Here is a 20397-nt window from a genome sequence, read left to right as displayed (position 1 = left end):
GCGCGGGCAAGCCCGCTCGCCACAAAGGGGGTAGACTATGCGGCCCGGGTCATTCCCGGAACGCGTTCATGCCCGGAGCCCGATTGTCGATGTTCACGCTTACCCGCCTGCAAACCCCACCCCCGGAGTCGATCAGGAGCCAGATCCTGCAGATGGTGGTCGACTATTTCACCGACATCAGCCAGGTCGCGCTGCCAGCGAGCAATCCGCTGTACAACCTCTATCAGTATGGGGTGGGCTACGAGGTGCATCTTTATCTGGAGGCCATGGAGGGCAGCAAGGGCATTGCGGTGGAACTGATCGTGGCTCTGGATGACGAGGATCCGTCGCAAGTGCTGGGCTTCGTGCTGTATCTGCCCGCCACGGACGACCCTCAGGCCTGCGCCTTGGCCTATATGGCCGTCAGGGCCGACCGTCGCCGAAAGGGGATCGCCCGGGCAATGCTGGGGCGGATGCTGGATCACTTCCCCCATGCCGAACTGGCCTGCGCCCCGGGCAAGGTGTCGTATTTCGAGGCGATGGGCTTCCAGGTACTGGCCGCCCGTGGTCCGCAGGTGCTGATGAACACCCGCGATCATGGCACTGATGGGCTGATCGCCGTGATTGATGTCGCGCCCATCTACAGCTCGACGGAGGTTCGGCAAATCCACGCCTACCTGTTGCAGCAGCACGGTCGCAAGGCGATGGCGGAAGCGGAGAAAAAGCGCGACCGCCATCTTGACCAGATGACGCGCCAGGCCAGTGCGCTGGTGCTGGAGCGTCTCGGCTGAGAGGCGTTACTGCTGGGTGCCGAACAGCGCCGTCCAGTAGATACCGGAATCGCTCTTCGGGTCGACCGCATAGGCTCCGCCCATTTCGTGGAACTGCGGATTCATCAGGTTGGCGCAATGGCCGGGGCTGACCAGCCAGCCGTCGACCACCTTGCGCGCGCTGTCCTGGCCGGCGGCGATATTTTCGCCGATCCGCTGAGCGATGTAGCCCGCCAGTTCGGCCCGGTCGCCCGGGGTATGGCCCTCGCGGTCCTGATGATCGAAGAAATTGCTGTTGGCCATGTTGCGGCTGTGTCCCTCGGCGGCGCTCGCCAGCAGGGCGTTCCAGGCCAGGGGGGGGCTGGCGGCGAATGACTGGCTGCCACACTGGCGTGGCTGGCTGCGCGCATTGTTGATCATCTCCAGCAGTTTCTGGCCCTCGGCCTGGGCATCGCCCAGGCGGGCGGTCAACAACGGCCGGGCCAGGACGATACGCCAGTCGTTGCCCTGGCGGCTGACGCCGATGTCGACGAACTGCGGGTCCAGCACCACCCGGCAGAAACTCTCACGCACGGCCTTCATCGCGGTATCGGCATCCCGTGGTCCCGACAGGCTGATCGCCTGCACATTGACCATCGGGTAGGCCGCCCGCGTGAGCGCCTGTTGCAGGTCGCCAGGGCTGTCCGGTGGCAGCACCAGGCGCGGGTCGGCCGCCAGCGGCGGCAGTTCCAGCGAAACCTGGCCGCCACAGCGCTGGCTTTGGCTGCGGTAGTCGTTGATCGACTGCAGCAACTGCGCTTCGTCGCCGGCCAGGGTGTGGGCACTGACTGCCAGCCCCAGGGCGAGCATGGCCGGACGCAGAATGGAAAGCAGGACGCGCATGGGCATTTTCCTCGAACGAACTGCGCACATGATGCGCGATAGTGCCCCGGTAAAGGCAAGGCCTTTTGTGTGAAATCGGCTGTGGAATGATTCATTCCTGGCGCTGTCGAACCTGCCAGCCCGCCCCGGATCGACTGCCCGGCCGTGGCAGGGCGACCATCACGGGCAGGGTTCATTCAACAGGGTTCGATCATGCGCCTCAACGGGATAGTCGCGTGTCTTGTTGCCACCCTCATCACCTGCGAAGCCGCCCTTGGCGCGGCTGCCGAATCGCAACCCCGGCCACAGGCCGTCATCGACAAGGCCGAGGCGCTGGAACAGAAAGCCGCCGAGAAGGAGAGCCCGGCCGCGGAGCCGAAGACGCCAACCCTGACCAGGGTCGAGACGCAGGTAGTGGACCCGGCTGGCGATGCCGCGGTGGCCGACACCATCACTTGCCTGTCACGCACCATCTACTGGGAGGCCAAGGGTGGCGAGCCGGCCGACATGGAGGCGGTCGCCAGCGTCGTGCTCAATCGTCTCGGGCATGAGGGCTTTCCCGGGACCGTCTGCGAGGTGGTCAAGCAGGGCGCGGACAGGAAAGCCTGTCAGTTTTCCTGGTGGTGCGATGGCCGCTCGGACGATGTCCAGGAGGAGGACCGCTATGCGCTCGCCAAGGAAATCGCCCGCAAGGCCCTCAACCAGCAGATCAAGGACCGCACCCACGGTGCCATGTACTTTCATGACCGCAGCGTCAGCCCGGATTGGGTCAAGTCGTACATCCGCACCGCCGAGACGGGTAAGTTCCTCTTCTACAAGCCCAGGGACGACAAGGCGAAATAGCCCCGTGCAGCATAACGGCGCGGCCAAACCCGGAAAATGGTCTTAAATATCCGTCAGGGGGTGTCGGCACGCTTCCTGTTCCTGCGGCCGACCGGTTTGTCCTGGGCTGATGGAGGGCTGCACTGTGTCGATAAGATTGCGTCTGTACCTGCTGATAGGCAGCGGCCTGCTGACCGTGCTGGTGATGGGGCTGGTCGGTTACCTGGGCAACCAGCGGATGGCGCAGGCCACCAGCGACAGCGAGGTGAGCATGACCTTGCTGCGCAATCACCTGGAAGGCGACATGATGCACGACGCCCTGCGCGCCGATGTGCTGTCGGCGATGCTGGTGGGGCTGGGCAAGAGCGCCAGTTCCGCCACCGAAGTGCGTGATTCGCTGACCGAACACGCCAAGCACTTTCGCGAAGTGCTCGAGGAGAACCTCAAGCTGCCGGTCAACGACACGCTCAAGGCGGCGCTGAACCAGATCAGGCCGAGCCTGGAAACCTACATCGGCGCGGCCGAGCACATCGTCGACCTGGCCATTGCCAACCCGGACGCCGCCGAGCAGCAGTTGGCTTCGTTCAACAGTGCGTTCGGCCAGTTGGAAGATGCGATGGCCAAGCTGAGCGAACTGATCGAGTCCAACGCGCAGTCGAGCGGCGAGGGCACCCGCAAGGCCATCAGCCACGCCAACCTGATCCTGGTCGGGGTGCTGATTGCCGGTCTGCTGTTGCTGGTACTCCAGGGGCGCAGGGTCATCAACGGCATCATGGCCCCCTTGCAGGTCGCCAGCCGTATTGCCGCCGACATTGCCCATGGCGACCTGAGCACGCCGATCGACGAGCCCCGGCAACAGGACGAGGCGGCCCGGCTGATCCGCAACCTGTCGACCATGCAGCGTGACTTGCGCAGCATGATCGAGGTGGTACGCAGCAATGCCCATGGTGTCAATGACATGAGCGAGCAATTGAGCGGCGGCTGTCACCAGGTGGCGGGCAGCAGCCAGCAGCAGAGCGAGGCGGCCGGCACCATGGCGGCGGCGGCCAGCCAGATGACCGCGAGCATCGAGGAAATCACCCGCCACGCCGAGCGGGCGCTGGACATGGCCAACCAGGCCGAATCGCTGGCCAAGAATGGCGGACAGGTGATTCGCCAGGTGGTCAGCGACATGAATGATATCGCCCGTTCATCGCAGCATTCGGCCCAGGTCATCCGCACGCTGGACAAGGAGTCCGAGGCGATCTTCGGCATCGTCCAGGTGATTCAGGGCATTGCCGAGCAGACCAACCTCCTGGCGCTCAACGCCGCCATCGAGGCGGCCCGCGCCGGTGAGCAGGGGCGCGGCTTCGCGGTGGTGGCCGACGAGGTCCGTGGCCTGGCCGGGCGCACCAGTGCCTCCACCCGGGAAATCTCGGAGATGGTGGTGCGTATCCAGAACAGCACGCGCGAGGCGGTCAGCAGCATGGAGGCCGGGGTGGCCCAGGTCGACAAGGGCATGGCCGTGACGGCGGAGGTCGAGCGCGCCATCAGTGAAATCCTCGAGGCGACGCTCAACACCAGCCAGTTGGTCAATGACATCTCGCGGACCATCGGTGAACAGAGCCAGGTAAGCAATGAAATCTCACGCCAGGTGGAAAAGATCGCCGACATGTCAGCCGGCAACAATCAGGTGATCGGCCAGACGGCGGCGAGCACCGACCAGTTGTCCAGCCTGGCCGGACGACTGTCGCAGTCGGTGGACCGTTTCCGGCTATGACTTGACGGTTTCAGGCCAGGTAGCGGCGGAACCAGGCCACGGTGCGGTCCCAGGCCAGCTTGGCGGCCGCCTCGTCGTAGCGGGGTGTGGAGTCGTTGTGGAAGCCGTGGTTGACGCCCTGGTAGATATGTACCTCATAGGTCTTGCCCGCATCCTTGAGGGCATGTTCGTAGGCAGGCCAGCCGTCGGTGATGGGCTTGTCCAGTTCGGCGTAGTGCAGCAGTAGCGGGGCCTTGATCCTGGAGACCTCTTCGGCCTTGGGCTGGCGGCCGTAGAACGGTACGGCCGCACTCAGTTCGGGGTAGGCCACGGCTGCCGCATTGGCGACTCCACCGCCGTAGCAGAAGCCGGTGATGCCGACCTTGCCGGTGCTGGCGTCATGCTTGATCAACCACTCGATGGCGGCGAAGAAGTCGTTCATCAGTTTCTCGGGGTCGACGGTCTTCTGCAGTGCCACGCCTTTCTCGTCGTTGCCGGGGTAACCGCCGACCGACGACAGGCCATCCGGTGCCAGCGCGATGAAGCCGGCCTTGGCCACGCGCCGGGCGACATCCTCGATGTAAGGGTTCAGGCCGCGGTTCTCGTGCACCACCACGACCGCGGGCACCTTGCCCGTGACCTTCGCCGGGCGCACGAAATATCCCCGCACCTGTGGGTGGCCCTTGGGCGAGGGGTAGGTGATGTATTCGGCGACGATGTCCGGATCGGTGAAGGGCACCTGTTCGGCCAGTGCGTAGTTTGGGCTCAGCGCCGCCAGCACGCTGGCCGCGGCCATGGTCCCGAGGGTGAACTTGGCCGCGCGGTCGATGAACTCGCGCCGGTTGATCCGGCCATGGACGTAGTAGTCGTAGAGTTCCAGCAGCTCGGGGGCAAAATCTTTCGCGGTGAGACGTTCCATCGTGGCGCTACCTTGTCGAGTGGTTCGAGAGGCTGATCCATGCATTTGAAGGATCAATGCAGTCGACTCATTAAAGCAGCCTTTGAGCGTCCCATGAAACCAGGTCCGCGGCGGGGCAGTGGCTATCAGCCGAAACGACCGGTGATGTAATCTTCGGTCTGTTTCATTTTGGGATGGGTGAAGATCGAGTCGGTGGCATCATGCTCGATCAGCTCGCCCATGAACATGAACGCCGTGTAGTCCGAAACCCGTGCGGCCTGCTGCATGTTATGGGTGACGATGATCACGGTGTACTGCTCCTTGAGCTCGGTGACCAGTTGCTCGATGCGGCCGGTGGAAATCGGGTCGAGGGCCGAGGTCGGCTCGTCCAGCAGTAGCACCTGTGGGCGCAGGGCGATGGTGCGGGCGATGCACAGGCGCTGTTGCTGGCCGCCGGAGAGGCCTTGGGCGCTCTGCTTGAGCTTGTCCTTGACCTCGTTCCACAACGCCGCGCCGTGCAGGGCCTGTTCGACCCGCTCATCCATCTCGTGGCGCGACAGTTTCTCGTGGTGGCGCACGGCGTAGGCGATGTTCTCGTAGATCGACATCGGGAACGGCACCGGCTTCTGGAACACCATGCCGACCTGGCTGCGCAGGCGGTTCATCGAATAGCCGGGAGCGAGGATGTTCTCGCCATTGAGCAGCACCTCGCCACGGGCTTCCTGTTTCGGGTACATCGAGTAGATGCGGTTGAATACCCGCAGCATGGTCGACTTGCCGCAACCCGAAGGGCCGATGATGGCGGTGATGCGTTTCTCCGGGATATCCAGGTCGATGGACTTCAGCGACCGCTGGTTGTTGTAGAAAAACTCCAGGCCACGAACACGGATCTTGGTGTTCTCGCTGGCAAGGTCACGGGTCTTCATCAGGTCAGCCTATTACGCAAAAGAATCAATCGGGACAGCAAACTGAGCAGCAGGACGAACAGGGTCAGCACCAGGGCGCCGGCCCAGGCCAGCGAGTGCCAGTCCTCGAACGGGCTCATGGCGTACTGGAAAATCACCACCGGGACGCTGGCAATCGGCTTGAGCAGGTTGCTGCTCCAGAACTGGTTGCCGAAGGCGGTGAACAGCAGCGGGGCGGTTTCACCGGTGATACGGGCCAGGGCCAGCAGCACGCCGGTGACCACCCCGGCCTTGGCCGCGCGCAGGACGATCTGCAGGGTCAGTTTCCACTGCGGCACACCCAATGCCAGTGCGGCTTCGCGCAGGGTCGAGGGTTGCAGCTGGAGCATTTCGTCAGTGGTGCGCACCACCACCGGGATCACCAGCAGGGCCAGGGTCAGGGCACCGGCAATGGCGGAGAAACCGACCTGGTGGTTGCTCAGGAGGTTGATCGGCAGGATCACGCCGGTGTAGATGAACAGCCCCAGCACGATCGACGGTGCCGACAGCAGGATATCGTTGATGAAGCGCACCACGGCGCCCAGGCGCGAATGGCGGGCGAACTCGGCCAGCCAGACACCCGCCATCAGGCCGATCGGCGTGCCGATCAGCAGGGCGATCAGCGACATCAGCGCACTGCCGTAGAACGCGTTCGCCAGGCCGCCTTCGGTGCCCGGTGGTGGCGTCATGTCGGTGAACAGCCGCAGGTTGAGGGCTTCGAAACCGTTGATGACGGTGGTCAGCAGGATCCACACCAGCCAGGTCAGGCCGAACAGGGTGGCGCCGCAGCTCAGGACCATTGCGATACGGTTCTTGAGGGCGCGGTTGCGATAAAGACGTTCGTTGCCCGTCATAGCCCTTCCTTGCGTGAGAGTCGCATGAGCATCAGTCGCGCCAATGCCAGGACGAAAAAGGTGACGACAAACAGCAGGAAGCCCAGACCGATCAGCGCCGAGCGGTGCAGGTCGGTGTAGGCCTCGCTGAACTCGTTGGCGATGATCGAGGCGATGGAGCTGCTTGGCATCAGCAATGAGGCGGAGAACTGCTGGGCGTTGCCCAGTACGAAGGTCACCGCCATGGTCTCGCCCAGGGCTCGGCCGAGGCCGAGGAATACGCCGCCGACCACGGCCGAACGGGTATAGGGCAGGACGATGTCCCAGACCACTTCCCAGGTCGTGCCGCCCAGGGCGTAGGCCGATTCCTTGAGGGTGGTGGGTACGCTGCGGAACACCTCGTGCATCACCGAAGTGATGAAGGGCGTGATCATGATCGCCAGGACGATACCGGCGGTGAGCATGCCGATGCCCAGGGGCGGGCCCTGGAACAGCGGACCTGCCAGCGGCAGAGCGCCGAGGTAGTCATTGATCCACGGGGCCAGGTGTTCGGCCATGAACGGGCCGAAGACGAACAGGCCCCACATGCCGTAGATGATCGAGGGAATCCCGGCCAGCAGCTCGACGGCCGAGGCAACCGGCATGCGCAGCCAGGGCGGCGCGACTTCGGTGAGGAAGATCGCGATGCCGAAACTCACGGGCACCGCGATCAGCAGGGCCAGGAAGGAGGTCACCAAGGTGCCGTAGATCGGCACCAGTGCGCCGAAGTGATTGTTGACCGCATCCCATTCGGTGCTGGTCAGGAAGTCGAGACCAAAGGTCTTGAAGGCGAGGCTGCCACCCCACAGGGTGGAGGCCGCGATGCTGGCCAGGAGTATCAGCACCAGCATGGCGGCGCCGAACAGGGTTCGCTTGAACCACAGGTCATGCCGGTGATCGCGGGCGGCCCGTTCCTCGCCGGCCACGTCGCTGCTGCAGATGGGCAAGGCCAGGGGTTGCACGGAGTCGTTCATCATTACTCTGCTCAGGTCCCGTCACCCGGCCGCAAGGCACGGATGACGGGCGGTTTCAGGCGGGCGGATCAATGGGCGAAGTCGGACTTCCAGTAACCTTCGATGCGCTTGACCAGCGAGTCGGGCAGGGCCACGTAGTCCAGCGAGGCGGCCTGCTGCTGGCCGTTTTCCAGTGACCACTTGAAGAAGTCGAAGGCCGCCTGGCTTTGCTCGGCGTTCTTCGGCTGCTTGTACATGATGATCCAGGTGGTGGCGGTGATCGGCCAGGCGGCATCGCCTGGAGCGTTGGTCATGATCAGGTTGAAGTCCTCGGCGCTGGCCCAGTCGGCGGTGTCGGCGGCGGCCTGGAACGCCTTGGCGCCAGGCTCGACGAACTTGCCGGACGCGTTCTTCAGTTGGGCGTGGGTCATCTTGTTCTGCAGGGCGTAGGCGTACTCGACGTAGCCGATCGAGTTCTTGATCTGCTTCACGTAGGCCGAGACCCCTTCGTTGCCCTTGCCGCCGACACCCACTGGCCATGGCACGGTGGTGCCGAAGCCGATCTTGGATTTCCAGCCTTCGCTGGCCTTGGCCAGGTAGTTGGTGAAGTTGTACGAAGTGCCCGAACCGTCGGAGCGGTGCACGACGGTGATCTTGCCGGCAGGCAGTTTCAGGCCCGGGTTGAGGGCGACGATGGCCGGGTCGTTCCAGGTGGTGATTTCACCCAGGAAGATCTTCGCCAGGCTTTCACCGTCGAGCTTGAGCTGGCCGGCGGCAACGCCGTCGATGTTCATGACGGGCACGATACCGCCGATGACGCTGGGGAACTGGCCCAGGCCGGCCGCCTTGAGTTCGTCGGCCGACAATGGGGCGTCCGAGGCACCGAAGTCCACGGTCGCGGCCTTGATCTGAGCGATGCCGCCACCCGAGCCGATCGACTGGTAGTTGATGCGGTTGCTGGAGGTCTTGCTGTAGTCCTGGGACCACTTGGACAGCACCGGATAGACAAAGCTGGAACCGGCACCGGTCACATCGGTAGCGTGGGCGACACCGCTCAGGCAGAGGGAGGCCAGCAGGACCGACAAGCGTTTCTTGGTCAGCAAAATCACGAGAATACCTCGAGGCTCAGGGATGGGTGGACGGGGCCACATGTCAGATAGCCAGCGATTTAATGCCCGGAATATTTCTGTCTGATGACAATTACGCTGCGTGAAGAAATATTTAGAAATAATGCGTCTGTTGCTGAGGGTGGTTTTTTATGGATTCGAATTTGTCTGACGGCAGCTTGAGGCCCACCGGCACGATGTCGCCCGGCTGTCTGCCCGGAGAGTGCCGGCAACTGGCAGCAGCGCCTCGGGCGCAGACCTCCGAAGAGATTGCGCAGCAGAGTCTGTGAACGAAACGGGGCTCAGCCGATCTCCCGGCATTTGTCCGAAATATGGCCTTTTGATATTGCATGCGACCCTCTAGAATCCTGCCGCGGCAACTCCGATGATGGAGGCGCTTTGATATCTCACTAAGGACGCGGTAATGAAGATCGGAAAAATGCTGGGGTTGGCCCTGGCGCTTACGTTGAGCGGTTGCGCCAGTTTCACGAAGGATGAAGTGGCTCCGGTCAAGATGCCTTCCATGGCGGCCTATTCGAACAAGCCGAACGTTTTCGTCAAATTCGATTTCTACCAGGGCGAGCCGAAGAGCGCGTCGGCGGTCGAGGTTCCACAAGCGCGGGAAATGCTCAAGCCGCAGCTGCAGAAGGCTCTGACCGACTCGGGCCTGTTCGGCCGGGTGACCCTGGACGAGTTCCAGAAGCAGCCGGGCGACTACAACCTGCGCCTGAAGGTCTACAACCATCCACCGGGAGGCGGCCAGTTGGCGATGGCCTTCGTCAGCGGGTTCACCTTCACCGTCATTCCGGCACTGGCGACCGACCAGTACACCATGAGCCTCGAGGTGCTTGACCCACAAGGGCAACCCGTGAGCAGCAACAGCAACCACGATGCGATCAATACCTGGATCGGTATCTGGTTCCTTCCCCTGGCGAGCAAGACCCCTAAAGATGCGGTGAACGACACCTTCGGCCGTCAGGTCAATGCGCTGCTCAAGCAGATGGTCGAGAGCAACAGCCTCAAGTACTCGGCTCTGGGCTTCGCTCCCCGGGCCTGAGTTTCACCCGGTACCCTCGGTGAGTCCGGTTCCCACAGTGACCGCGCCTGGCGCGTACCGTGTGGGAGCAGGACTCATCCGCGAAAGACCGCGCTGTTTTCCAGCCTCACTTCAATGCCTGGATGAACAGCGGATCGCTGTACAAGGCTTTCAGCAGGTCACGCACCAATGGATTGTAGGAGTTCGCCGCATTCGGAATGGCGACAGCGCCTAGCGGACTGCTGCTCCATTCGCTGTGGACTTCCCGGGTCGCGTCATACGTCACCTGGCCCGCCTTGAGCAGGGTGAAGTGGGCCGCGAGTACACCGGTGCCGGTGCCCGCACCCGCTGTCAGGTCGTTTTTGACCAACAGTACATTCAACTGGCGCGGGGCCTGCGGGTCGAGCAGGCCAGCCAGGCGCAGTTCCTGGTTGATCGCGTCCTGGACGTGCTGGCTGATGCTGCCACTGGGCGAGCGAATGGGGTTGGTCCGTACGGTCAATGACCCCTGGCCTGGTGCCGCCGTGACCTTCGCCTCGCTGATCGACTGCAGGGGCAGGTTCTGCTTGAGCGTTTGCACGTTGTCGAAGCTGGGGTCGTAGCGGGTGATGGTCATGCCACAGCCTTGCAGCAACAACGCCAGCAGAGGGATGGACAGCAGAGCTTTTTTCACGGCGTTTCCTTGCGCGAGTCGAGTTGGGGGCGGGATTATCGGTTGATGGCTCATGGCTATCAACCGATGATTGCTAGCACTGACGCAAGAGAGGGGGCGCGAGCGGGGATCGTTAGCGCTGTGCCTGCCAGAAGTCATGCAGCCCGCGCGCCGCCGGCTCGATGGCCGCCACGCGCTGGCGATGCAGGACCACGTCGAGATCGGCCGGCAGTTCGAAGTTGTCCTGCTCGGCGCACAGGGTGATCGCCTCCAGCCATTGCGCCTGCGCTGCCGGCAACGCCGGCCATTGGCTGACACCGATGCCGCGCAGGTAGCCGAAGCACCATTCCTCGGCCAGCACCAGCGGTTGGCCCTGGTGCTCGGTGGCCTCGAAGCGTGCCTTGAATCCCTGGGCATCGTTGGCCAGTTGGGTCGCCCGGGCGTTCAGGTGGCGCACGCTCAGGTCGATGAAACGCTTGCATTCCTGTGGCGTTTCCCAGTTCGGGTTCTGGTCGCCCCAGATGGCCGGGAACCATACCGAAATATCGATCGGCAGCGGGCCGGACACCAGCGCGGTGAGGTAACCGTCGAGTTCGGAAGGGTTGAGCACGGAGTGGTCGTCGCCGTACTTGAGCAGCATGTCCTCGATGAACTCGAAGTCGGCGTCGTTCAGTGGCTGGTCTTGCATGGGCAATCCTTGGTGTGTCGGGCGTGGCGGCAACTCGCCGCGCTGGGGAAAAGGCGCGCAGGATGGCCTGTTCAGCGGCATTTATCCAGTCTTGCGATGCATTGGGCGAGGGCGCGTGCGCCGCTCGCCACTTTACGCCTCAAGGTTCGAGCGTGCGCCGGCCGGAAACGAAGTGGCCGATATCGTTGAAACCTGGCGTCGAGGCATGCCCCGGGGTGACCAGCGAGTCGATGAAGGCCTCGTCCTCGGCGCTGATCTTCACCGCGAGCGCCTTGGTATAGCTGTCCCACTGTTCCTCGGTGCGCGGACCGACGATCGCCGAGCTGACCGCCGCGTTGTTCAGCACCCAGGCGATGGCGAACTCGACGATGCCGACGCCACGACCCTGGGAGTATTGCTGGATCTGCTGGGCAATGCGCAGGGATTCCAGGCGCCATTCGGTTTCGAGGATGCGCCGGTCCTGGCGTCCGGCACGGCTGCTGGCGTCGGGTGCCACGTCCGGTGCGTACTTGCCGCTGAGCACACCACGGGCCAGCGGGCTGTAGGGCACCACGCCAAGGCCGTAGGCCGCGGCGGCGGTGATCTGCTCGACCTCGGCCTGGCGGTTGACGATGTTGTACAGCGGCTGGCTGATCACCGGCCGCTCGACGCCCAGCCGTTCGGCCACGCGAATCACTTCGGCGATCCGCCAGCCGCGGTAGTTCGACAGGCCCCAGTAGCGGATCTTGCCCTGGCGCAGCAGGTCGCCGATGGCCGCTACCGTGACCTCCAGCGGTGTGTCGTGGTCTTCGCGGTGCAGGTAGTAGATATCCAGGTAGTCGGTGCCCAGGCGGGTGAGGCTGGCCTCGATCGCATTGAAGATATGCTTGCGGCTCAGACCGCGGCGATTCGGGGTGCCGTCCGCCGGGCCGAAACCGACCTTGGAGGCGATGACCCAGTCATGGCGGTGGCGGGCAACGCCCTCGCCGACGATTTCCTCCGAACGCCCGCCGTTGTAGACGTCCGCGGTATCGATGAAGTTGACGCCCTGGTCCCAGGCCTTGTCGATGATGCGCAGCGAAGTCTCGGTATCGGTCTGCTCACCGAACATCATGCTGCCCAGGGTCAGGGTGGAAACCTTGAGTCCGGAGTGACCGAGGAGGCGATAGCTCATGCTGGACATCCTTTTGCGCTTAAGGAAAGTGCTCCATCAGATACCAGAAGCCTGGCGTGGAGCAATCCCCAATTTCCCTGGCGAGCCCTGAAGAGCCGGGGCAAGTGGCTCGAAGGGTTTTCGGCGTCCTCGCCGGTACCGGCGACACAGGGCGGCAGCGCACCCAAGGCCGGTGCTCAACTGGCGATGGCCACCCAGAAACACCGGAAAGAACACAAGGTACACAAGAAAACCCGGTATTCGGCACTGCCAGGCAGGGTGGCGAAGATTCTCGTGTAGCGGATTTCCCCGGGGAGAGGAAGGCCTGATACCTGGCTCCGCCGGTATCAGGCCTTTTTCATGGCAATGGGTTACTGCGCCCGCAGGTCGCGGGTCACGCGCAGGGCCAGCAGGGCGCCGCCGACGATCACCGCGGCCAGCACATACAGCGCGGCATCGGTGGAGCCGCTGGCGTCCTTGATCCAGCCCACCAGGTAGGGGCTGAGGAAGCCGGCCATCTGGCCCATCGAGTTGATCAGCGCCAGGCCGCCGGCGGCTGCGCCGGCACTGAGCAGGGCGGTGGGCACCGGCCAGAACATCGGCAGGCCGGTGAGGGCGCCCATGGTGGCGATGCCCAGGCCGAGAATGGCAACGGCCGGCGAGCTGGCGAAGTTCACCGCGATCAACAGGCCAACGGCACCCATCAGCATCGGTACGACGAGATGCCAGCGACGTTCCTTGCGCAGGTCGGCGGAGCGTCCGACAAAGAGCATGAACAGCGCGGCCAGCAGATAGGGAATCGCGCTGAGCCAGCCGATCACCAGGTTGTCGCTGAAACCGAGGTTCCTGATGATCGACGGCAACCAGAAGTTGATCGCGTAGACGCCGCTCTGGATGCAGAAATAGATCAGGCCGAACGCCCAGATCGCCGGATTCCGGAACACCTCGCCGAGGGAGTCGCTGACGGTGCGCGGCTTGTTCGCCGCATCCTCGGCCTGGTCGGCCTCCAGCACCGCGCGCTCCTCGGCGGTCAGCCAGCGGGCATTGGCGAACCTGTCGGCCAGCAGGAAGAAAGCGGCCACGCCGAGCAGCACGGTGGGGATGCCTTGCAGCAGGAACATCCACTGCCAGCCGGAGAGTCCGCCCTGACCCGCGGCGAAGTGGTTCAGAATCCAGCCGGAGAAGGGGCTGCCGAGCAGGCCCGAGACCGGAATCGCCGACATGAACAGGGCCATGATGCGGCCGCGTCGGAAGCTCGGGAACCATTGCGAGAGGTACAGCACCACGCCAGGGAAGAAACCGGCTTCCGCCGCACCGGTGAACAGGCGCAGGGTGTAGAACTGGGTCGGGGTGGTGACGAACAGCAGGCAGGTCGACAGTGTGCCCCAGGTGATCATCATCAGCGCGATCCAGCGCCGTGGGCCAAAGCGCGTCAGCGCGAGGTTGCTCGGCACGCCGCACAGCACGTAGCCAATGAAGAAGATTCCGGCACCGAGGCCGTAGACCGTCTCACTGAATTTGAGGGCGTCGAGCATCTGCAGCTTGGCGAAGCCAACATTGACCCGGTCGAGGTAGTTGAACAGGTAGCAGATGAAGATAAAGGGGATCAGGCGCAGGGTGATGCGCTTGTATACGGCGTTTTTCAAGTCAGCGGTGGCCTGGGGTAACGCGGCGCTCTGTGACATGTCGGTCTCTCTTTATTATGATTTTTCGCGATGCAAGGGTAACGTTGTTCGCCCTGTGAGTCTCGGCCACCCCGGCGCCGCTGTCTTTGTGCCGGCGCACAGGGTTTGCCGGCATGACCTGTGCCGCTGAACAATCCATCGCAGGGACGCCATTACAAGGACTTCTCCTCTCATGTTCGAACTGGACCACGACCTTGCGCAGGATATCGTCGACCGGACGATGGCGATCCTGCCCTACAACGTGAATGTCATGGACAGCCAGGGCCTGATTCTCGGCAGCGGCGAAAAGGAGCGGGTCAATACCCGTCACGAAGGCGCGCAACTGGTGCTGGCCAACGGCAGGGTCGTGGAGATCGATGTGCAGACGGCCAAGTGCCTCAAGGGCGTGCAACCGGGAATCAACCTGCCATTGCTGCACGATCAGCGTCTGATCGGCGTGCTGGGCATCACCGGAGACCCCGACCGGTTGCGCACCTATGCCGAACTGGTGAGGATGACGGCCGAGATGCTGGTGGCGCAACGTCACCAGCAGGCTGAACAGCAATGGCGGCGCCAGCGCTGCGACGATCTGCTGGCGTTGCTGCTCGGCGACGACGGCGACTCGCCACGCCTGCTCGATGAGGCCCGGCAGATGGGGCTCAAGCCACAATTGTCGCGAATCCCCTGCCTGTTCGAACTGGAACCGGGGCAGGCTACCGAGGCGTTGATCGCCTGGCTGCAGTCGCGTTACCCCGATAGCTGGTGCTTCAGCGCCTCGGAATCGTCGTTGCTCTGGTGCCGCCCGGCGACGCTGTCCCTGGATGAACCGCGCCTTTTGGAAAAGCTCGACGGCCTGGGCTGGAAGGTATTGCGGGTGGCGGTAGGCGGGCAGGCCGATGGCCTGGCGGGACTGCGTCGCTGTTATCGGCGGGTCAGCGACCTGTTGGGCTATGGCCGGGACGTGTTGCCGAACACGCGCATGCTGTTGCTCGAGCGTTATTGCCTGCCGGTGATGTTGTGGCGCTATCGCAATGACGACGCCCTGGAGGAGTTGCTCAAGCCGCTGCGCAAGGTGTTGGTCAAGGACAGCAACGGTCAGTTGCTCTCGACCTTGCGCAGCTGGTGCGAGCATGACGGCCAGAGCCAGGCCTGTGCCGAGGCGCTGGGTATCCATCGCAACAGCCTGCGTTATCGCATGGAGCGGATCGCCGAACTCAGCGGTGTCGACCCGTTGCGGCTCGATGGCATGCTGGCGCTGTACCTGGGCGTGCAGCTGCTGCCCCAGGCCTGAAGGGCTGCACACCGGAGACGAGCAGGACGCAGATCCTGTAGGCCCCGGGCTTGCCCGCGAATGGGCTCCCAAGCCTGGCCCGCAGCCCCCCGGTTTGTGTGAATGAACAATAAAGCCCCACAATGCTTGTGCAGCAGACCGGCGTCATACGTCGTTTCTGCTGGCAGCATGGATGCTACAAGACCCGGAGAAGCCCCCATGAAAATCATCATCGCCCCCGACTCCTTCAAGGACAGCCTGAGTGCCGACGGTGTCGCCAGGGCCATTGCCGAGGGGCTGGCCGAGGTCCTGCCGCGGGCGCAACTGCTGCGCTACCCCATGGCCGATGGCGGCGAGGGTACGGTGGAGTCGGTGCTCGCCGCCTGCAATGGCCAGTTGCGGACCGAGACGGTCCAGGGCCCCCTGGGTGGCGCGGTGCAGGCCCACTGGGGCTGGTTGCCGCAGAGCCATACCGCGATCATCGAGATGGCCGAGGCCAGTGGTCTGCAACTGCTACCGCCCGGCCAGCGTGATGCCTGTATCACCAGCACCTTCGGTACCGGGCAGTTGATCGGTGCCGCTCTCGATTCCGGAGCGCGGCGGATTATTCTCGCCATCGGCGGCAGTGCCACCAACGATGCCGGTGCCGGTGCCTTGCAGGCGCTCGGCCTGGGCCTGTTCGACGCCCAGGGCCGCGAGCTGGCCCGTGGCGGCCAGGCCTTGGCTGGATTGCAGCGGATCGACTGCGCAGGGCTCGACCCTCGCCTGGGCGCCGTCCGTTTCGAGATTGCCGCCGATGTGAACAACCCGCTGTGTGGAGAGCAGGGCGCTTCGGCGATCTTCGGCCCGCAAAAGGGCGCATCACCGGCTCAGGTACACGAGCTGGACGCGGCGCTCGGGCATTTTGCCGACTTGTGCGCCGAGGTGTTGCCACGGGATGTGCGTGGCGAGCCGGGCAGTGGCGCGGCGGGCGGGCTGGGTTTTGCCGCCAAGGCGTTCTTCGCCGCGCAGTTCCGTCCGGGCGTGGAGGTGGTCGCCGAGCTGGTCGGGCTGGAGCAGGCGGTGCAGGGCGCCGATCTGGTGATCACCGGCGAGGGCCGCTTCGACGCCCAGACCCTGCGTGGCAAGACGCCTTTTGGCGTGGCGCGGATCGCTCGCCAGCAGGGTGTACCGGTCATCGTGCTGGCCGGCACCCTGGGCGAGGGGTATGAGCGGATGTACCAGCACGGGGTCGACGCCGCCTTCGCCCTGGCTTCCGGGCCGATGAGCCTGGAGCAGGCCTGCGCCGAGGCGCCGGCCCTGCTGTCGGCACGGGCGCGCGATATCGCCCGGGTCTGGAGGCTGGCGGCGGGGCGTTGAGCCAGTCGTGCAGCGCCGTGCCGGGCGCGCAGGTGCCTACCGGGTGATTCGGCGTTAAGCTTGACAACACGAATGGTTTGTCAGGAGACGCTCGATGGCAGGTGCCCGCTCGCAATGGACCCACGGGGAGCCTCCCCGACCACTGGCAGACCGCCAGGATCGCTGTTCCCTGCCAGGATGGGCCGGCCTCGTCGATGCGTGAGCCTTCCCTGGCCGAGAAGGCTGCCACCCCCGTTCAATCACGCCGTCTGGGCCGCGACCTGATCGCCGGGCTGTCGATCGCCGGCCTGCTGCTGCCTGAGGCGGTCGCCTATTCGAGCATCGCCCACCTGCCACCCCAGGCCGGGGTGATCGCCCTGTTTGCCGGGCTGTTCTGTTACGGGCTGTTCGGTACCAGCCGCTTTGCGATCGTTTCGGCCACCTCGTCGTCCGCCGCGGTGTTGGCGGCGGCGACGCTCTCGGTGGCCGGCTCCGACCTGGCCCTGCGCCTGACCATGGCCATCGGCCTGGTGATGATCACCGGCCTGATGTTCCTGCTCGCCGGGCTGTTCAAGCTGGGCAGCGTGACCTCGTTCATCGCCAAGCCGGTGCTGCGCGGCTTCGCCTTTGGTCTGGCGGTGACCATCATCCTCAGGCAGGTGGCGAGCATTGTCGATGTGCATCCGCAGCACAGTGACCTGATTCGCTTCGTTCCGGAACTGGTTGGGCAACTGCCACGATGGAACTGGTCAGGTGCGGCGGTCGCGCTGGTGGCGTTGGTGCTGCTGACGATCTTCGGGCGCCTGCGTCGTGTGCCGGGCGGGTTGTTGGTGGTGGTACTGGGTATCGTGGTGGGCAGGTGGCTGGACCTGCCGAGCCATGGGGTCAGCCTGATCGGGGCCATCGACCTGCAGTTGACGGTACCGTCACTGCCGCGCCTGGTTTTTTCCGACTGGCTGAAACTGGTGGAACTGGGCTTTGCCCTGGTGATGATCCTGTATGCCGAGTCCTACGGTTCCATCAGCGCCTTTGCCCTCAAGCACGGCGACCGGGTCAGTTCTAACCGCGACCTGCTGGTGCTCGGAGGGGCCAACCTGTTGTCCGGGCTGTTTCACGGCATGCCGGCCGGCGCCGGGTACTCGGCCACGTCGGCCAACGAAGCGGCCGGCGCCACATCGCGTTGTGCCGGGGTGGTCGCGGCGCTGGTGGTGCTGGCGATCGTGGCGACCTCGCTGCCACTGATCGCGCTGACGCCCGAACCGGTGCTGGCGGCGATCGTCATTCACGCGCTGACCCGTGCCGTCAGCCTGGAACCGCTGCAGCGCTATTTCGTCTGGCGGCGCGACCGCTTCCTGGCGATTTGCGCGGTAGGCGCGGTGCTGCTGCTCGGGGTGCTGGATGGGCTGCTGGCGGCGGTGGCGATCAGCCTGATGCTGATGTTGCGGCAGATGTCCTCGGCGGCAGTGCAGGTGCTCGGGCACCTGGCCGACGGGCATGACTTCGTCGATTGCCAGTTGCATCCCCAGGCACGGCAGGTGCCGGGCGTGCTGATCCTGCGACCTGGCGAAGCGCTGTTTTTCGCCAATGCCGAACGGATTCTGCGCAGCGTCCAGCGTCTGGCCGATCAACAGGGGCCGCAGGTGCGGGCAGTGATCCTCAGCCTGGAAGAATCGCCAGACCTGGACGGAACCAGCATCGAGGCCTTGCAGGATTTCATCGCGCGCTTCAGGAGTGGCAGCAAGGCGCTGCTGTTTGCCCGGCTGAAGCATGGGGCTCATCAGGCTCTTTTGGCGTTGCCGGAGGAGGTCTTGTCTGGCGTGACGCTGAGCGAGTTGAGTGTGCATGCTGTAGTCCAGCAGGTAATAAATTGTGAGTAGATCGTCTCGTGACAGCGACGATCATACTTACTATTATCGTGCCAATTTATTACGTTCCGGCTGCTGTGGTCGGCTTGGCAGGTAACTGAACATGCGAGTCAAACGATTCACCTTAGTGAATTTTCGTGGTATCGAAAAAATTGAACTTGAGTTCAAAAATGGTGCAGGTACCACTGCGATCGTTGGTGTCAATGGTGTGGGTAAGTCGTCAATCCTGGATGCCTTGGCTATTTCGCTATCTAATATGACTGCCCGAATCGTTGATCAAGGGTCAAAATCTCGTTCCATCTCTCAAGATGACATTCGCATCGGATCCGACTACGCACGTCTGAGCGTTGTCGCCGAATGGGAGGCGGGAGGTGAAGAAATAAGCTGGTCGATAGCACTGAATCGAAAAGCTGGCAAACACCCAGAAGAGCGTAGCAGTGACCTTTCTCGCCTGAATGCTGCTGTAAGTTCCTTGGCTAATGCGATATTGCGTTACGAGTTGATCGCGGAAGCACCCATTCAAGCACCTTTGGCAGTTTATTATGATGTCCATCGTGCTGTTTTTGAGGTGCCTTTGCGGGTTAGAGAACGACTGAATAACGCTATCGCGGAAGGATACGAGGATGCACTGGGACATGGCGGTGCAGACTTCAAGAGGTTTTTCATCTGGTTCAGGAATCAGGAGGATCTTGAGAACGAGAAGCTGCGTGACAACCCTGGTTTCAGGGATTTAGAACTGTCTTCTGTTCGGAGAGCCATTGAAAGATTTACTGGATTCAAGGATGTCAGGGTTCGGCGTAAACCATCATTGAGAATGACGGTTCTGAAGGGTGATCGCGAACTCAATGTGCTACAGCTTTCTGATGGTGAGCGATGCCTGCTTGCGATGATTGGAGATCTAGCCCGCCGTTTAACACTTTTGAACCGTCATGTGGCAGAGCCGCTGGATGGGCACGGCATCGTCTTAATTGATGAGCTTGACTTGCATCTGCATCCGGAGTGGCAAAGAAGTGTCGTTTCCAATCTGGAGAACACTTTTCCAAATTGCCAGTTCATCATTTCAACTCACTCTCCTCAAATATTGGGGGAACTACCTGCCGATTCGGTAATGCTGCTTAAAGGCGGCGAATATCTTGGGCATCCTGAGCGATCGCTTGGTCTGCGTAGCGGCGAAGTCCTTGAGGAAATTATGCATGTTGGGGCTCAGAGTCAGAGGGCCAAGCAGCCATTGCAGAAAATTCAAGAACTATTAGATAGCGACCAGTTGGATCGTGCTCAGCTCGATCTTGATGCATTGCGTCAGAGTGTCGGTGATATTCCGGATGTTGTCGAGGCACAAAGCAGTATTGACTCTCTGAGATGGGTCGAGGAGGGTGAGGCGTGAGACGTATCGTGAAGAGCGATGAGCCTCGGGAGCTTATTGCATGGAAACATGAAAATCGAAGAACCCCACAAAATCTTGACTACTCTGGTGGTGGGTTTCCTCGTGAGGCAGTGCGGCGCTCCCTTTTGTTGGAGCAGTACCATTTGTGTGCGTACACAATGAGAAGACTACTCACGAAAGAGAAATGCGCTACCAAGGAAGAAGTGGTAGCGGGGCAGGAAACGGCGCTGAGTTGTCATATAGAACATATTTACCCTCAGTCTGAGCATGCTGTGCGAAGTATTGATTATAAAAATATGCTGGCCTGCTATCCGCCTAGCCAGAATTATCGCGCTCATTGTGACTTCGGCGCAGTAAGAAAAGAAAATTACGATCCCGATGGGAGTCCTTTCGAATCCCCGCTGTCACCTCATGCAAACGATATA

18 protein-coding genes and 2 pseudogenes are annotated in these 20397 nt (G+C 62.8%); 10 read left to right on the top strand and 10 right to left on the bottom strand.

The genetic code is table 11. From position 1 onward, the window contains the following. Nucleotides 1-89 precede the first annotated feature (89 nt). Complete coding sequence (locus tag K675_RS0128715; protein ID WP_017906909.1) at nucleotides 90-770, top strand: GNAT family N-acetyltransferase; 681 nt, start codon at nucleotides 90-92, stop codon at nucleotides 768-770. 6 nt (nucleotides 771-776) lie between these two features. Here K675_RS0128715 and K675_RS0128710 read toward each other — a convergent pair whose 3' ends face one another. Continuing rightward, nucleotides 777-1631, bottom strand: a complete 855-nt coding sequence (locus K675_RS0128710) for a CAP domain-containing protein (protein WP_017906908.1) — start codon at nucleotides 1629-1631, stop codon at nucleotides 777-779. A gap of 192 nt (nucleotides 1632-1823) precedes the next feature. On the opposite strand from K675_RS0128710, the gene K675_RS0128705 reads away from it, so the two are divergent. From K675_RS0128705 to K675_RS34330, 3 genes and pseudogenes are all read left to right on the top strand, one after another. Then, nucleotides 1824-2453 (top strand): cell wall hydrolase, encoded by a 630-nt coding sequence (locus K675_RS0128705; RefSeq protein WP_017906907.1) that lies wholly within the window; start codon nucleotides 1824-1826, stop codon nucleotides 2451-2453. A gap of 109 nt (nucleotides 2454-2562) precedes the next feature. Continuing rightward, a pseudogene (locus K675_RS34335) lies at nucleotides 2563-3333 on the top strand (MCP four helix bundle domain-containing protein); the annotation flags it as partial. Next, the gene (locus K675_RS34330) at nucleotides 3328-4191 is read left to right on the top strand and encodes a methyl-accepting chemotaxis protein (protein ID WP_420066353.1); all 864 of its coding nucleotides are present in this window, start codon (nucleotides 3328-3330) and stop codon (nucleotides 4189-4191) included. The pseudogene K675_RS34335 and the gene K675_RS34330, both read left to right, overlap by 6 nt. Before the next feature lie 10 nt (nucleotides 4192-4201). On the opposite strand, the gene yghX is transcribed toward K675_RS34330, so the two are convergent. The 5 genes from yghX to pstS form a co-directional block, all read right to left on the bottom strand. Further along, a complete protein-coding gene (yghX, locus tag K675_RS0128695) occupies nucleotides 4202-5089 on the bottom strand; it encodes a YghX family hydrolase (RefSeq protein WP_017906905.1) in 888 nt (295 codons plus the stop codon). Between the two features lie 125 nt (nucleotides 5090-5214). After that, on the bottom strand, nucleotides 5215-5994 hold the full coding sequence (pstB, locus tag K675_RS0128690; protein WP_017906904.1) for a phosphate ABC transporter ATP-binding protein PstB: 780 nt from the start codon (nucleotides 5992-5994) through the stop codon (nucleotides 5215-5217). After that, entirely contained in the window at nucleotides 5994-6866 is an 873-nt protein-coding gene (pstA, locus tag K675_RS0128685) for a phosphate ABC transporter permease PstA (protein ID WP_017906903.1), read from the bottom strand. Before pstA ends, pstB begins: the two co-directional genes overlap by 1 nt. After that, complete coding sequence (gene pstC, locus K675_RS0128680; RefSeq protein ID WP_026145619.1) at nucleotides 6863-7858, bottom strand: phosphate ABC transporter permease subunit PstC; 996 nt, start codon at nucleotides 7856-7858, stop codon at nucleotides 6863-6865. The genes pstA and pstC overlap by 4 nt, the downstream gene beginning before the upstream one ends. A gap of 68 nt (nucleotides 7859-7926) precedes the next feature. Beyond that, nucleotides 7927-8943, bottom strand: a complete 1017-nt coding sequence (gene pstS / locus K675_RS0128675; RefSeq protein WP_026145618.1) for a phosphate ABC transporter substrate-binding protein PstS — start codon at nucleotides 8941-8943, stop codon at nucleotides 7927-7929. 424 nt (nucleotides 8944-9367) lie between these two features. Between pstS and K675_RS0128670 the strand changes: the two genes are divergently transcribed. After that, the gene (locus K675_RS0128670) at nucleotides 9368-10000 is read left to right on the top strand and encodes a hypothetical protein (protein WP_017906900.1); all 633 of its coding nucleotides are present in this window, start codon (nucleotides 9368-9370) and stop codon (nucleotides 9998-10000) included. 106 nt (nucleotides 10001-10106) lie between these two features. Here K675_RS0128670 and K675_RS0128665 read toward each other — a convergent pair whose 3' ends face one another. The 4 genes from K675_RS0128665 to K675_RS0128650 form a co-directional block, all read right to left on the bottom strand. Further along, complete coding sequence (locus K675_RS0128665) at nucleotides 10107-10652, bottom strand: hypothetical protein (RefSeq protein ID WP_017906899.1); 546 nt, start codon at nucleotides 10650-10652, stop codon at nucleotides 10107-10109. A gap of 112 nt (nucleotides 10653-10764) precedes the next feature. Continuing rightward, on the bottom strand, nucleotides 10765-11319 hold the full coding sequence (locus K675_RS0128660) for a UPF0149 family protein (protein WP_017906898.1): 555 nt from the start codon (nucleotides 11317-11319) through the stop codon (nucleotides 10765-10767). Nucleotides 11320-11458: 139 nt separating this feature from the next. Continuing rightward, nucleotides 11459-12472: an aldo/keto reductase gene (locus tag K675_RS0128655; RefSeq protein ID WP_017906897.1), complete on the bottom strand. Its 1014-nt coding sequence runs from the start codon at nucleotides 12470-12472 to the stop codon at nucleotides 11459-11461. Nucleotides 12473-12822: 350 nt separating this feature from the next. After that, complete coding sequence (locus tag K675_RS0128650) at nucleotides 12823-14136, bottom strand: MFS transporter (RefSeq protein WP_017906896.1); 1314 nt, start codon at nucleotides 14134-14136, stop codon at nucleotides 12823-12825. Nucleotides 14137-14308: 172 nt separating this feature from the next. Between K675_RS0128650 and K675_RS0128645 the strand changes: the two genes are divergently transcribed. The 5 genes and pseudogenes from K675_RS0128645 to K675_RS33255 form a co-directional block, all read left to right on the top strand. After that, nucleotides 14309-15406, top strand: coding sequence for a sugar diacid recognition domain-containing protein (locus K675_RS0128645; RefSeq protein WP_017906895.1), 1098 nt, complete (start codon nucleotides 14309-14311; stop codon nucleotides 15404-15406). A gap of 198 nt (nucleotides 15407-15604) precedes the next feature. After that, the gene (locus K675_RS0128640; protein ID WP_017906894.1) at nucleotides 15605-16744 is read left to right on the top strand and encodes a glycerate kinase; all 1140 of its coding nucleotides are present in this window, start codon (nucleotides 15605-15607) and stop codon (nucleotides 16742-16744) included. A gap of 194 nt (nucleotides 16745-16938) precedes the next feature. Next, entirely contained in the window at nucleotides 16939-18600 is a 1662-nt protein-coding gene (locus tag K675_RS0128635; protein ID WP_017906893.1) for a SulP family inorganic anion transporter, read from the top strand. Nucleotides 18601-18691: 91 nt separating this feature from the next. Next, nucleotides 18692-19972, top strand: coding sequence for an AAA family ATPase (locus K675_RS0128630; protein ID WP_026145617.1), 1281 nt, complete (start codon nucleotides 18692-18694; stop codon nucleotides 19970-19972). Continuing rightward, nucleotides 19969-20397, top strand: a pseudogene (locus K675_RS33255) (hypothetical protein); the annotation flags it as partial. The gene K675_RS0128630 and the pseudogene K675_RS33255, both read left to right, overlap by 4 nt.

This window comes from Pseudomonas fuscovaginae SE-1 (assembly GCF_000364705.1).
Taxonomy (GTDB): Bacteria; Pseudomonadota; Gammaproteobacteria; order Pseudomonadales; family Pseudomonadaceae; genus Aquipseudomonas; species Aquipseudomonas fuscovaginae_A.
The sequence above is the reverse complement of the archived record's forward strand: the minus strand, read 5'-3'. Positions and strand labels throughout refer to the sequence as shown.

Coding starts and splice junctions, on each gene's coding strand:
- K675_RS0128715 (WP_017906909.1), top strand. CDS start 90: ATGTTCACGCTTACCCGCCTGCAAACCCCACCCCCGGAGTCGATCAGG.
- K675_RS0128710 (WP_017906908.1), bottom strand. CDS start 1,631: ATGCGCGTCCTGCTTTCCATTCTGCGTCCGGCCATGCTCGCCCTGGGG.
- K675_RS0128705 (WP_017906907.1), top strand. CDS start 1,824: ATGCGCCTCAACGGGATAGTCGCGTGTCTTGTTGCCACCCTCATCACC.
- K675_RS34330 (WP_420066353.1), top strand. CDS start 3,328: ATGCAGCGTGACTTGCGCAGCATGATCGAGGTGGTACGCAGCAATGCC.
- yghX (WP_017906905.1), bottom strand. CDS start 5,089: ATGGAACGTCTCACCGCGAAAGATTTTGCCCCCGAGCTGCTGGAACTC.
- pstB (WP_017906904.1), bottom strand. CDS start 5,994: ATGAAGACCCGTGACCTTGCCAGCGAGAACACCAAGATCCGTGTTCGT.
- pstA (WP_017906903.1), bottom strand. CDS start 6,866: ATGACGGGCAACGAACGTCTTTATCGCAACCGCGCCCTCAAGAACCGT.
- pstC (WP_026145619.1), bottom strand. CDS start 7,858: ATGAACGACTCCGTGCAACCCCTGGCCTTGCCCATCTGCAGCAGCGAC.
- K675_RS0128670 (WP_017906900.1), top strand. CDS start 9,368: ATGAAGATCGGAAAAATGCTGGGGTTGGCCCTGGCGCTTACGTTGAGC.
- K675_RS0128660 (WP_017906898.1), bottom strand. CDS start 11,319: ATGCAAGACCAGCCACTGAACGACGCCGACTTCGAGTTCATCGAGGAC.
- K675_RS0128655 (WP_017906897.1), bottom strand. CDS start 12,472: ATGAGCTATCGCCTCCTCGGTCACTCCGGACTCAAGGTTTCCACCCTG.
- K675_RS0128650 (WP_017906896.1), bottom strand. CDS start 14,136: ATGTCACAGAGCGCCGCGTTACCCCAGGCCACCGCTGACTTGAAAAAC.
- K675_RS0128645 (WP_017906895.1), top strand. CDS start 14,309: ATGTTCGAACTGGACCACGACCTTGCGCAGGATATCGTCGACCGGACG.
- K675_RS0128640 (WP_017906894.1), top strand. CDS start 15,605: ATGAAAATCATCATCGCCCCCGACTCCTTCAAGGACAGCCTGAGTGCC.
- K675_RS0128635 (WP_017906893.1), top strand. CDS start 16,939: ATGCGTGAGCCTTCCCTGGCCGAGAAGGCTGCCACCCCCGTTCAATCA.
- K675_RS0128630 (WP_026145617.1), top strand. CDS start 18,692: ATGCGAGTCAAACGATTCACCTTAGTGAATTTTCGTGGTATCGAAAAA.